Origin of the sequence: Thermococcus sp. JdF3 (assembly GCF_012027495.1) — an archaeon.
In the GTDB taxonomy this organism is placed as follows: domain Archaea; phylum Methanobacteriota_B; class Thermococci; order Thermococcales; family Thermococcaceae; genus Thermococcus.
In genome coordinates this window covers 234,921-247,666 of sequence record NZ_SNUK01000001.1, presented here as the reverse complement: position 1 = coordinate 247,666, position 12,746 = coordinate 234,921, and the positions used below count along the sequence as shown (strand labels likewise).

The window sequence follows — 12,746 nt, the reverse complement described above, 5'->3', positions numbered from 1 at the left end:
GGCAGATGGTACCATGCCCGCCTACTACGGCATCGAGCTCAAGCTCCACCCCCAGGTCTACGAGCCGGCGGAGGACACGTTCCTTCTGGCGGAGAACCTCGCGGTTAGGGAGGGCGACCGGGCCCTCGACGTTGGAACAGGCACGGGGCTTATAGCACTCCTGATGGCGAGAAAAGCCCGCTTTGTTCTGGGAGTGGACATCAATCCGCTGGCCGTTGAGCTGGCGGGAGAGAACGCGAGGATAAACGGCATCAAAAACGTCGAGTTTCGCGTGAGCGACCTGTTTGAGAGGGTTGACGGGAAGTTCGACGTGATAACCTTCAACGCCCCCTACCTGCCCGGCGAGCCGGAGGAGCCGATAGACCTGGCGCTGGTTGGCGGCGAGGGCGGCAGGGAGGTCCTCGACCGGTTCATTCGGGAGGTTCCAGGACATCTCAAACCCGGCGGAACCGTCCAGATAGTCCAGAGCTCGATAACCGGGGTGGAAGAAACGCTGAGAAGGCTGGAGGAAGTTGGTTTGATGGGAAAAATAGCCGCTAGGGTGCACGTCTTTTTTGAGGATATACTGTTGATAAACGCCACTATGCAAGGCGGTGACGTTTGATCTCAAAGAGGAGCTTCACCTTTGGCCTCTCCGGGAAGCCCCCGTCCTCCTCGAAGAACTCCATTTCAATCTCCCTTGCCTTAATCTCCTGGCGCGGTTTTATGTTTCCAAACATGGAGGTAGAATCAACGGATCGCTTTTAAAGTTTTCGCATATTGACGAAATATTTTTCGACAATAAAATATTCCCAGCGAAACGGCATCCTCCACACACCCGACCCATCACCTTTTTAAAAGGCTCGTTCAAAGCCAACCCGGAGAGAGGAATTAGGTGAGGCTAATGGCGTTAACGTTCAAGTCCAACCCGAACATGCCGGAGGAGATAGCGAGCCTCTTCAGGAAGCAGCACTACGCGCTCGTGGGCAGGCACAGCTCGGTGAAGCTCTGCCACTGGCTCAAGGAGAGCATAAAGCACGACCGCTTCTGCTACAAGCAGAAGTTCTACAACATACACTCCCACCGCTGCCTGCAGATGACGCCGGTTACGGCATGGTGCACCCACAACTGCATATTCTGCTGGCGCCCGATGGAGGGCTTCCTCGGCACGGAGCTCCCGGAGCCGTGGGACGACCCGGCCTTCATCGTTGAGGAAAGCATTAATGCCCAGAGAAAGCTCCTCGTCGGCTACAAGGGCATGCCAGGCATAAACATGAAGAAGTTCGAGGAGGCATGGAACCCCAAGCACGCCGCCATAAGCCTCTCCGGTGAGCCGATGCTCTACCCATACATGGGCGACCTGGTGGAGGAGTTCCACAAGCGGGGATTCACCACCTTCATAGTCACCAACGGAACGGTTCCGGAGAGGCTCGAGGAGATGAAGAACGAGGACAAGCTGCCGAGCCAGCTCTACGTCTCCCTCACCGCCCCGGACATTGAGACCTACAACCGCGTTAACGTCCCGATGATTCCCGACGGTTGGGAGAAGATAAAGGAGACGCTGGGGCTCATGAAGGACGCCCAGACCAGGACGGTGATAAGGCTGACCCTCGTCAAGGACGAGAACATGCACAACCCAGAGGGCTACGCGGAGCTGATTAAGCTCGCCAACCCGATGTTCGTTGAGGCAAAAGCTTACATGTTCGTCGGCTTCTCGCGCAACAGGCTGACCATCAACAACATGCCGAGGCACGAGGAGATCAGGGCCTTCGCCGAGGAACTCGTCAAGCACCTCCCGGGCTACCACATCGAGGACGAGTACGAGCCGAGCAGGGTCGTGCTCATAATGCGCGACGACGTCGATTCCCACGGAACCGGAATCGGCGGCAGATTCATAAAACACTGACCTCCGTTCCTTTTTATTCCCCGGGATATGGAAAAAGTTTATTTATTTTCATCCCCTAGGGGATAGTTAGAGGTGTACGGGAATGAGGAGGACGTTAACTGCCGTAATTCTGTTCATGCTCTTTGTGCTCCCTTATGCCAGTGCGGCAAGTGTAATAGATGAGTCCCTTGGATTCATCACATACACCGTGACGGACACAAACGAAGTCCCCGAAAAAGCCCTGCTTTTAACTGCCCTCGTTTCCACCGTCGGAAAGGCCCAGAACAGTACAGACGCGCTCTCCGTCGTAGCGAACGTCACGAAGGAGCTTCTCCAGATTCAGAACCCGGATGGGGGCTGGGGCCACTACCGGGGCGAGGTGAGCACTCCCCAGGACACTGCGACTGTTCTGATTGCCCTTGGAGCCGTTAGAGAGCTTATGGAGGAATACTATACCGGAATCAGCGAAAACGACATTGAAATAGCAATACGGGATGGCAGGACGTATCTTCTAACAGCGTTTAATGGGGAGGGATGGGGGTATCTGGCGGACTCCCCCACGGAGTTCTACCCGACCGCACTCTCGCTCTGGGCACTCGGGAACATCGGTTTAACGCCCGAGAACAGCATCGCGGTTGAAGCCGGGGCCGAATACCTGGAGAGGGCCGGGGATTTGAGGCCGGACTACCTGGCTCTCAGGCTCATAGCGTTTAAAGCCGTTGGTTACGGAAACGTGACTGCGGATTTGGAGAGGTGCAAGGAACTCCTGTCCTCTGACGGACTCAACGAAAGGGAGAGGGCCATGCTCACCTACGCCCTGGTTCTCTACGAACCGCTGAGTTTTGACACCGTCCAGGCGCTGACGGTTCTCGAACTGCTCGGCAACCACAACGGGACGTATTATCTAATCAGCAGTGAGGGACCATTCCATGACACGGACTCCATCATCCCCACCGCCTACGCGGTTATGGCGTTCTCAAGCGTGGCCGACAGGCTCTCAGGAAACTTCACCAACCCCAAGGGGGAGCTGTGTTCAGCGCTGGCCGAAAGCCAGAACTCCGACGGAAGCTGGGGAATCTACACCGGGACCCACGGATCAGCAAAGGCAACCTACTACGCGGTTCGGGCGCTGAAGACATGCACCCCCGTGCCGGAAAGTGTTGATCTGGCCATAAAATGGGCGCGGGAACACCTGACCGCCGCCAAGGACGATGCGGTACTCCACGGGACCGTGACCGAAGAGTACTACTACACAGTCAAACTTCTCGCGGAGTTTGGCGACCTGAGCGACGACGAAAAGGAGGAACTCCTGAACTTCACACGCTCTCTGGAGGTCTTTCCTGGCAGGTGGGCCGGGTACTTCTCCATACCCCAGCCGTACGAAACGGCGATGGGTCTTGACCTGCTGCTGGAGCTCGGCGCGAAGGGGGATGACATCAACGCCTCCAGGGAGTGGCTCCTGTCGGTGACCCCGGACGGATGGGGCATAATACTCAACCACCTGCTGAGTGTTATGGTCGGAAAGAACGTCCCAACCACAGTGACAGTTCTGGAGTCCCTCACGGGGATCACAGATATTGAGAAGCTGGGCCCGCACTCGGACTGGCTGATGGCCCAGAGACTCCACGACGGCTCCTGGGGGCACTTTGGCAGAAGCGAAAACATGCTGGGAGAGGTTTCGTCGGGAGTGAGTTCGATGGAGTACACCGTGCGGGCCGCGGAGGTCCTGGACGCCCTCGGATACGACGTAAAGGACGACGCCCTAAAGTGGGTCATCGACAACCTCCACAACGGGACGAAGACGACCGTGGACACCGCCCTTGCCCTCGAGTTCATTAAGGACGTCAAGTTCCTGCCGGGAGTAACCCTCTACGAGACCATAACCGCCCTCCGCGGCGGATTGTGGGAACTTCACTACGCCGGGGAATACAGGGCGGTCGCCGAGACCATCGCGCCCCAACTCGAGGAATTCGGGTCGAGTGTGGATCTGAAGGAAGGGGTTTCCAATGTGGAGGATGGAAACCACATCTTCCTGGCCGCCCCCGACGACATCAACGTCTCGAAGTACAACGGCGAGGTGACCCTCGAGGTCAGGGGCCAGCTGGTGACGGTAAACGGCAGAACATACCCCCTGGCCAGCACCATAGTCATAATACCCGGCAGGACTCAGGACGGCCACGTGCTGATGGTTCTCTTCGACGAGCAGAGCAGCGGGGCCGTGGAGCTCATATTTACCTCCGGCCTCTTCAAGTACTTCCACGGAAAATACCTGGTGCTCGAGGCGAAGGACTCCAACGGAAACGGCGTCATTGACCCCAACGAGATAAAGCTCCTGGACGCGGGGTGATAGAGAAGTGAGGGCTCTAATCATAGGGGTCGGTCAGTGCGGGACTAAAATCGCCGACCTCTTTTCCCTCGTCGATTTTGAGGCGCTCGCTGTGAACACATCCAGGGGCGACCTGGAGTACCTCAAGCATGTCCCCCATGAGCGGAGGATACTCATAGGCGAGAGCCTGACCGGCGGCAAGGGGGTCAACGCGAACCCGATACTCGGCAGGGAGGCCATGAAGCGCGATTTGCCCCTCGTCATGCGCAAGGTAGGTTCAATAATCGGCTACGAGGATGTCGACATATTCTTCCTGACCTTCGGCTTCGGCGGCGGAACGGGCGCCGGAGGAACGCCCGTCCTGGCCGAGGCGCTCAAAGAGGAGTACCCTGACTCCCTGGTGGTGGCCATCGGTGCACTCCCCCTCAAGGAGGAGGGGATAAGGCCCACCATCAACGCCGCGATAACAATCGACAAGCTCTCAAAGATAGCGGACTCGATAATAGCCATAGACAACAACAAGCTCAAGGAAGGGGGCGACGACATAAGCAAAGCCTACGAGAGGATTAATTACACGATAGTCGAGAGGATAGCGTCCCTTTTGGCCCTGGTTGACGTTCCAGGCGAACAGACCCTCGACGCGAGCGACCTGAAGTTCGTCCTCAAGGCCTTTGGAAGCTTTGCAACGGTCGGCTACGCCAAGGCGGACGCGGGCAAGATAAAAAGCCTTTCAAGACTCATCACCCGGTCCTTCGAGAGCGAGGGCCTGTACCTTGAGGCGAACATCGAATCCGCGCTGTACGGACTGGTCGCGATTCACGGGCCGCCGGAGACCCTGAAGGCCGCCGACATATTCGAGGCGCTCAACTACCTCACCAACAAGATAAGGGGCAAGCAGATATTCCGCGGCTTCTACCCTGACCCGCGCGAGAGGGAGGTCGAGGTCGTTACGCTCCTCAGCGGCATCTACGAGAGCAGGAGCATCGAGGACATCATCATCACCGCCAAGCGGTACGCCCAGTCCTTCATGGAGGCAAAGGAGGAAGCGGAGAACAAAAAGAAGGAGCTCTTACGCGGCCTGCCCGACTTCGATGACGTGTACGCCAAGGGAATCCCCGACGGGGAGTACCCCGACATCGAAGATGTAAGCAAGAGGCTCAGGAGGGAGAAGTATGAGTGAGCCGATAAAAGACTCCGTTGAGGTGGCCCTCGACCTCGACGAGAAGGAGGTCTACGCCCACATAGCACACGAGAGCGCCGAGGACATCATCAGGATTATCTCCTCCCTCGATGCCGAGCGGGCGAAGCTCCACGGGGAGGTCATCTACTACAGGGACGACTGGGACGACCTCATCAGGGAGAGGATAGCGAAGGGAAAGCGCCACACCGCCTTTGATTTCTACAACCCCGCACTCCTCGACATCTGGGAGGAAAAGGTCAGGGAAATCAAGGAAGCAAGGAAGAGGGAAAAGATAGCCTACGCCGTTACAGGGGCACTGATCGCCTTCACTGCAGCCGCAACGGCAATCCTGGGGCAGCCGTACTTCATCGCGGGGCTGGCAGCACTTCCAGTTGTCCTCTTCGTCCGAGACATCACCCGCGAGAGGCTCGACCTGGTATACTACGAGCTGACGCAGTTCTTCATCGACGAACTGGCCGGACTCGTGGAAAAGCACTCCCTTCAGCCGGAGAGATACAGGTTCAAGATATTCAGCGGGGATTACTTCGGCGTTGAAACCAAACGGCTCGGAACCGGCCTTTTTGCCGTTGTAAACGTCGGAAAACCGGAGAGTAACGATTAAATAGATGTTCGTGGATATACCATTTGAGGGAGAGAGGTATGATCAAGAAAAGCAACACCGGGAGGGCCCAGATATCCCTCGAGTTCCTGTTCATCTTCGGGCTGCTCACAATCCTCCTGATATACTCCGTGAGGAACGTCTCCTTCAGTGAGGGCTCACCATCGGTTGAGAACCTGCGGATCCAGATTGCCCTCGAGGAGAAGAGCCTGGCGAACGCCATCTCCAATACCATAAGCCAGGTGTATGCCCAGGGGCCGGGCTCAAAGGCGACGACCTACGTTAAGCTGACCTACCTGAAGAACGCCGGGTACGTTGAGAGGGCATCCGGAGTAGAGAACCCCGCCGTGTTCATAACGTACTGCAACATGTCGGGCAGACCCGGCACCTACGTGTTCATCACAAACAAAACGGCTCCCTTTGAACCCCTCACCACCGGAGACGACAAGAACGTGTTTCATGGCGCGGCAATCTACTCAAAAAAGCTCAGCGATAACAGTTCAATCTGGGGGGTAATACCATCCCCTCCATTCTCCCAGATATCCATTGATAATCCCAGTGGGCAGTTCTCCAAGGAGTGCGGGGCCAAAAGCGGCTCCACGTACACCCTATACGGTATAATCGTGGAGCCAGCGGATTTGCCCTCCGAATTGAAAATCGTCGTCGAGTGGAACCCCGACAGAGGCGACTCGTGGTCATACAACACAACGGCCAAGGAGCTGAGGATAAACATCAACCCGGGTGGGTGAGATGAGAGAAGCACAGCTGAGCCTCGACCTTCTCTTTGCTGTGACCCTCATGACGCTGACCGTGGTCAGCCTGATAAGCCTCGCAACCCACGAGGTGGAAGGGGCAAGAAACCTCGACACCTCGACCAAGGTTAAGGTCTTTGCCATAGACCTGAGGGACACCATAGTTAAGGTCTACGCGGCCGGCGATGGATTCGCGGTTAAAAAAACACCTCCTTTCGAGCTGAAAAGCGGGGAGTACCTAGAGATCACGCTGAACGAGACATCCAACGAACTGAAGGTCGAGGCGGAGATCAACGGGGGGAAATACACGACCGTCCAGAGGATTCCCGTGCCGCTCATCTCCAACAGCACCGTCACCCTCACCCCCTCAAATAACGAACTCTGGATAGTCTGCCAGTACAACGAGACCGCCGGTGGGATGGATGTTAGGGTTAGTGAGAAGCCGTAAGGGCCAAACCTCAGTCGAGATGCTCTTCATAGTTGGGATAATCCTCGCGGGGGTAGTTGTCATCATCCCGCTCTACACCCAGGAGAGCGGGGATTCCGTTATGCTGGCGGCGGTGAGGGACGCCGCGGCCCAGGCCGCCGTTTACATCGAGACAGGGGTGATCAGCGACAAACCTGAGTACGAGGCGTTGAATGATATCATAAAGAATTACACAGAATACGGAAGCGTGGGGTTCAGGTTCGCCGGACTTGGCGTAACCTCTGAAAGCGATGAGAAAGTTACGATAACCGTAAAATTCACGCATGACCTTTCTTCGGACTCCTCAAGGGACTCCAAAATAGCCAAGGGCCTCGGGAGATTCTTCAGGGAGTACCTTAAAGACGTGAGGGGATTCCGGCTCGATGGCGGCCACCTGTACTATGGGGGGAGGCTGGTGGAGTTCAACGTCACCGTCGGCGAGACGTCGGAGGTGGTATCGTGAGACGCGGCCAGCTATTTTCTATGGACGCACTCATATCAATAGTTCTTGTAATCATGATACTCGGTACTGTCTCGGCGACCTCGGAGAGCCTGAGGAGCGAGATAGCCTCGATGGTGGGATGGTACGAGAGGGCCAACATAGCCGACAACATGCTCGACGTCCTGACGAAAAGCCCGGGGGAGCCGGAGGACTGGGAAATCCATGCCAAGGATGCCCAAGTCATCGGACTGAGGAGTCCAGATGAGCCCCACACCATTGATTATGAAAAACTTATGGCGCTTAACTCCTCCTTAGATGATGTTAAAGAAAAACTCATGAGGCTTGCCGAATGGAAAGATTTCATGATAGAAACCTTCGTCTCAAGTTTCAATATAAGCATTGAGGGGAGGTTCCCACGGGTCTACATTGAAAACATGACCTTCTCGAACCCAAACGGAAACCCCCCTGGAATAAACTTTGAAATCTCTGGAGAACCCGGGAACACTGCGTTTACCGTCAGCTATGTAGAAATAGTTAGGGAAGGCAGGACGTACATCAATAACGAGATATGCACGCTAAAAAATGGCAACAATATAGACCTTGAAGAAGGGGATCGAGTAAAATTTGTCCTAGCTCAGGACGTTACATTAACTGCAAAGAGGGGCAATTATGAATACGTGAAGGAACTCCCAAGTGGGACAGTGGTTGACATCTATATAACGGGTGAAGAGGTCAGTAATTTCAAGATTAATTTTGGAGGAGGTAGCTGTCCGTATTCCTTCAAGTTCTCAGGAAAAGGAAATGTTGTCGTGACGGTTTCTGCATATGATAACCAGACCCCCAAGATTAAGGGAGAGTATACCTTCGCGTCAATCTTAGAAACCCTTGACGAACCAACGTACAGGTGGGCAGTAATAAATGGGAGTATCTTTAAAGATCAGGACATAATCAGTAATTCCATGAACAATTCTCCGTGGATCAATATGGAACGCAGAATAGTAACAGTTGGGAGGCTTGAGTACAACCTCTCAGCGCCCCCATCAGCCGAGACACCAATGGTCTATGGAACTCTTGGAAATTTTCTACCGGACAGTGCATACTTTAGGGTAAACGTTCCTGACAGTGGGGGGAATATGTCATTTGTAATAATTTCGGGTCCAAAAACAAGGGGGCTTTTTATTTATAAGGAAAAACCTGAAGAGAACCTCAAGGCAGTACTGATTCGCGAGGACGAAAAAATAGTCCTATATTCAGGGACTACAACCTCGATTTCCATACCTGTCAAAGACCTTTTTGGAGATCCCCAAATCGGCGATACCATAGGAATGTGGTTTTATTCTCTTGATGGATGGAACAGGGAAGAAGATGTAAAAATTGAATTCATCCATGATTTAAAATGGGCTCTCAAACCGAGGCTAGATACAACGATAATAAGACTCCACGTGTGGGATGAGCCATGAGACGGGGCTTTATATTCACCCTGGATGCCCTCCTCGCCCTGACGCTGATCACTGTCATAGTGGTGGGCATAATTGGAGTAACGGAAAACGCTTCCGGCGTGTACCTTACCCAGATTCGGGGGGAAAACAAGCAGGTGGCCCAGAACCTGCTGGAAACCTTCAGAACGGTCCCTCTGAGCAATCTCGTCCCCTCAACAACCATAGAGGACTGGATGGACGACGGAACGCTCGACCTCACGTACGTGAGTCCCCAGATGCCTCCGCTCCAGATAGTGGCAACCTACTGGGCGCTGAACTCGACCGAGTACCGGCAGAGGGCCGAGGCCATAATGAAATACCTCCTGGACAACATCGCGAAGGGTTACAAATACCAGCTCATAATAAACAACTACACCAGCCCTTACCTGACCTTTGACAACTCCTACAAGAACGCGAGCGACGTTGGCTCCACAACCATTATGGTCAGCGGATACATCTCCAACGAGACGCCGAGGGGCTACGTGGCGAAGGCGTACCTCACGAAGATGGTAACCTCCCAGGAGAAGCTCGTCGGGATACAGAGGGTTCTGGCCGGAGGGGAATACTGTACCGATCCAAAACCGGACGTATCCTATGCAACATATAACGGGCGTTCTCTAGCCGTGTCTACTCTTTGCATACTCTACAGTACCTACAGTGGATACCCCAGTAAGGTGAAGTTTGGGAGTTTCAGGATTATTGGAAGCTACAGCAGGGGAAATGTGGATATAGACGAAGACCTGAGCGGGTGGAGTGTTTCATATTGGGTAAACTTCTTTTCGGGACATGTAACACGGGTTAGATTGACGGATGGTTGGAAAACATTGGATCTTCACGTGTCTTATGTTCAGGGAAGTACAACTGAACTGTACAAAGTAACCGAAGTCTACTACGAAGACCAGAACGGCAATGTGGTTTATGTTTCCCTCAGCGACGGCGTTTATGTTGAGATAACGTGGAAGTGGAGTTGGGAGTATGGATGGTACATTTATGCTTCTGGATCTGATTCCCCCGACAACACCCTCGACGTGAACTTCACTGTTGAGCTTCCGGAGGATCTCACGCCCATTGAGGGGGTTTTAAGCGTTTACACACGAAAGGTGTGGAATACATTCGACAAAATACGCTTCAACAACATGGTCTGGAGTGACACCGAAGGCGAACTTTCAATCCCCGTCGATGAGATAAAACCAACCAATGTTGTCGAGCTGGAAGTGTCGAGGTATGATAGTGCCAGAGAAGTGGGTTTCGGAAGCGGCAGCTGGATAAACCTGAAGTACAGGACTTCAGCGCCGAAGGTCGATGACCCCGGCCTGGTAAGGCTTTACAACGTAACGAGCGAGGGGACCGGGATATACTACCTCAACTCCCTCTTCGTCCCGGGCAACATTACGGGTATAAACATTAAGCTCACCGTCGAAGGGGTTCACGAGGTCAGGATTTACTATTCCAACGGGACGGGCCTGAATCCCATATACGAGAAGACCGGCCTCGACGGCGGCTACACGACGCTCTCCATAGACAACGCCACTCTCCTCGGGGAACTTACCAATTACACAACCCTGGAAGAACTCAGCAAGAGGAACTTCAACCTCGTGATAATGCTGGATGCCTACTACGACAACGAAACCAAGTCAGTTAGGTACGCCGGCCAGGATTACCGCTCCGAGTGGAACAGCCGGAGAGTTCTCTATGGTTACCCGGACTCGTACATCAACATAACCTACGCCTCGAGGGTCACGATGACGAAATTCACCATACCGATAGAGGAAACGCACGAACTCAGCTCAGACAGCGATACAGAGATGCACTTCAGCTACTATCTTCCAGATAAGGCAATCCCGTGGTACGTCGACGTTTGGACGGGAATAAGCTACACTCCAGGAGTGGTAGATTTATCAAAGAGCATAATCCTCAAAGAAGGGCCTTACCAGAGTGAGTTCCTCAGGTTTCCTCTTGATTTGTATCTCATACGCGTTGCATACACCAAGGTGGCGGATAACATAATGGTGAACGGTTCAACCAACACATTCCGAATTGAGAGTGAGGACGCTAACTATGGCTTCAGGGCCTGGGTGAGCCGCGCCATAGTCCACTACTTCCTGAGGGGCTACGTCCCGTATGGAAAAATCTTCACACGCTACGCCCAGAACAACGCCTGCGGCTACAACCTGACCTACCACTACAAACTTGGGGACGAAACCTACTCGGGAAACGTCATCATCGGAAACTGCCCGCCGAGCGAGACCCCAATGCCCCTGGAAGCCAGGGATCTGAACCCCTGGAACTACGCCCTTGACGATGCCATCTACCGCCTGTTCCTGAACCTCGGAGCGGAGGATTATCCAAAAGACGTGATAGAGCTTGACAGGGACAGAATGCCCGGAGCGGCGGACAACCCGATACGCATTGAGCTGAAGGGCCTGGCAGGAAAGGCCATCGGAGTGAAGAACGTCCCCGCAACGGCAGGCGCCATACAGGTGTCCCTCAGGATATGGAGGGGTGAGTGATGCGCAGGGGCTACCTGCTCAACGCCACAGTTTTGCTCCTGGCGATACCGCTGCTCCTTCTGGCGGCCACCTACCAGCAGGCGTCGAGCTACATAATAACCGCCCAGTCCCAGAGAACCCTCGTGGAGAGACAGTACTTCAGCGTGAACGGGATTCAGGATGACCTTCAGAACATCGTGGAGCTCAGCTTCAAGAGGGCCTACCTGACCCTGACCGAGTACGTGATCAACAACGACTTCGTGGACAACGCTTCCCGCGAGCTGAAGAACCTCATGATAGATGGCACCATTGAAGGCTCGCCCCAGGAGGGGATGGTGAACATAACCCTAAAGACGTGGTTCTCAAACACCGTCGATTATCTCCACTCGATCGGGCTGGAAATAACCCCCTCAAGTCCGGATGAGTTCGTCGCGAATCACATTGAAGTTACCGTGGGGCCTCTGGATGCCTTTCACGTGGCGGTGAGGGTGAAGGTGAAGAACATCACAATAACGGATAGCTCCGGCACCGTGATGTACTCAGGAGACCTGCCCCAGGGAAAGGATCAGTACATATACTCCGTCGTGAGCATAGTTGGATTTGAGGACCCATTCATAGTAAGGGAGCTGAACGGCCTCTACACCAGGGTGATAACCCCCTGCCGCATACCGTTCCCCGGAGAGACCTACGGCTACTACAACGCCACGCGGGAGGAGGACATTGACGAGCTTACCCTCAACTGGTGTTACATAGGCATCCCGGACAACTCCAGTGCAGGAATGTACTACCCCACGATTCTGGACAGGTTCGAGGGAAGTATGAAAAACCACAACTACTACGTGTTCCTCTCAGGACAGTTCCGGAGCGATTTAGGTTACGCCGCTGAACTGCCGGTCGGGCTTGAGACGTTTATGATTCCGGACTCCAACATAGATCCGACCCTGCTCGGGGCCCTCACAAGCCTTGGCGCTAACGTTCCATCGGACTATACGAGCGTCTCCTACTACTTCCTCAAATGCGCCCTAGAAGGTGAAGAGTGTGATGTACAGGGAGAATCCGTATCCACTGAAGTTCCCAGCTTTAAGCTCGACTCGGTAACGAGGCTGCTTGTGTTCGGTGAATAAGCAAAA

12 protein-coding genes are annotated in these 12,746 nt (G+C 54.3%); 11 read left to right on the top strand and 1 reads right to left on the bottom strand.

Features of this window, described 5'->3' with window-relative positions; all coding sequences use genetic code 11:
* The first annotated feature begins 13 nt into the window (after positions 1 to 13).
* Positions 14 to 604 carry a HemK2/MTQ2 family protein methyltransferase gene (locus tag E3E42_RS01190; protein ID WP_167902300.1) on the top strand — a complete coding sequence of 197 codons (591 nt, stop codon included), beginning with the start codon at positions 14 to 16 and terminating at the stop codon, positions 602 to 604.
* Here E3E42_RS01190 and E3E42_RS01185 read toward each other — a convergent pair.
* A complete protein-coding gene (locus E3E42_RS01185) occupies positions 582 to 719 on the bottom strand; it encodes a hypothetical protein (protein ID WP_167902299.1) in 138 nt (45 codons plus the stop codon). The two genes, E3E42_RS01190 and E3E42_RS01185, sit on opposite strands and share 23 nt — an antisense overlap.
* Before the next feature lie 164 nt (positions 720 to 883).
* Here E3E42_RS01185 and twy1 point away from each other — a divergent pair, with 164 nt between their 5' ends.
* The 10 genes from twy1 (at position 884) to E3E42_RS01135 (ending at position 12,740) form a co-directional block, all read left to right on the top strand.
* Positions 884 to 1,885, top strand: coding sequence for a 4-demethylwyosine synthase TYW1 (gene twy1, locus E3E42_RS01180; RefSeq protein WP_167902298.1), 1,002 nt, complete (start codon positions 884 to 886; stop codon positions 1,883 to 1,885).
* Between the two features lie 82 nt (positions 1,886 to 1,967).
* Positions 1,968 to 4,211, top strand: coding sequence for a hypothetical protein (locus E3E42_RS01175; RefSeq protein WP_167902297.1), 2,244 nt, complete (start codon positions 1,968 to 1,970; stop codon positions 4,209 to 4,211).
* Between the two features lie 7 nt (positions 4,212 to 4,218).
* On the top strand, positions 4,219 to 5,370 hold the full coding sequence (locus E3E42_RS01170) for a cell division protein FtsZ (protein WP_167902296.1): 1,152 nt from the start codon (positions 4,219 to 4,221) through the stop codon (positions 5,368 to 5,370).
* A complete protein-coding gene (locus tag E3E42_RS01165; protein WP_167902295.1) occupies positions 5,363 to 5,992 on the top strand; it encodes a hypothetical protein in 630 nt (209 codons plus the stop codon). The genes E3E42_RS01170 and E3E42_RS01165 overlap by 8 nt, the downstream gene beginning before the upstream one ends.
* Positions 5,993 to 6,030: 38 nt before the next feature.
* Positions 6,031 to 6,738, top strand: coding sequence for a class III signal peptide-containing protein (locus E3E42_RS01160; protein ID WP_167902294.1), 708 nt, complete (start codon positions 6,031 to 6,033; stop codon positions 6,736 to 6,738).
* Between the two features lies 1 nt (position 6,739).
* Positions 6,740 to 7,189 (top strand): hypothetical protein, encoded by a 450-nt coding sequence (locus E3E42_RS01155; RefSeq protein WP_167902293.1) that lies wholly within the window; start codon positions 6,740 to 6,742, stop codon positions 7,187 to 7,189.
* Positions 7,176 to 7,670, top strand: coding sequence for a class III signal peptide-containing protein (locus E3E42_RS01150; protein WP_167902292.1), 495 nt, complete (start codon positions 7,176 to 7,178; stop codon positions 7,668 to 7,670). Before E3E42_RS01155 ends, E3E42_RS01150 begins: the two co-directional genes overlap by 14 nt.
* On the top strand, positions 7,667 to 9,109 hold the full coding sequence (locus E3E42_RS01145) for a hypothetical protein (protein ID WP_167902291.1): 1,443 nt from the start codon (positions 7,667 to 7,669) through the stop codon (positions 9,107 to 9,109). The genes E3E42_RS01150 and E3E42_RS01145 overlap by 4 nt, the downstream gene beginning before the upstream one ends.
* Positions 9,106 to 11,637: a hypothetical protein gene (locus E3E42_RS01140; RefSeq protein ID WP_167902290.1), complete on the top strand. Its 2,532-nt coding sequence runs from the start codon at positions 9,106 to 9,108 to the stop codon at positions 11,635 to 11,637. The genes E3E42_RS01145 and E3E42_RS01140 overlap by 4 nt, the downstream gene beginning before the upstream one ends.
* Positions 11,637 to 12,740, top strand: coding sequence for a hypothetical protein (locus E3E42_RS01135; RefSeq protein WP_167902289.1), 1,104 nt, complete (start codon positions 11,637 to 11,639; stop codon positions 12,738 to 12,740). Before E3E42_RS01140 ends, E3E42_RS01135 begins: the two co-directional genes overlap by 1 nt.
* Positions 12,741 to 12,746: the final 6 nt, after the last annotated feature.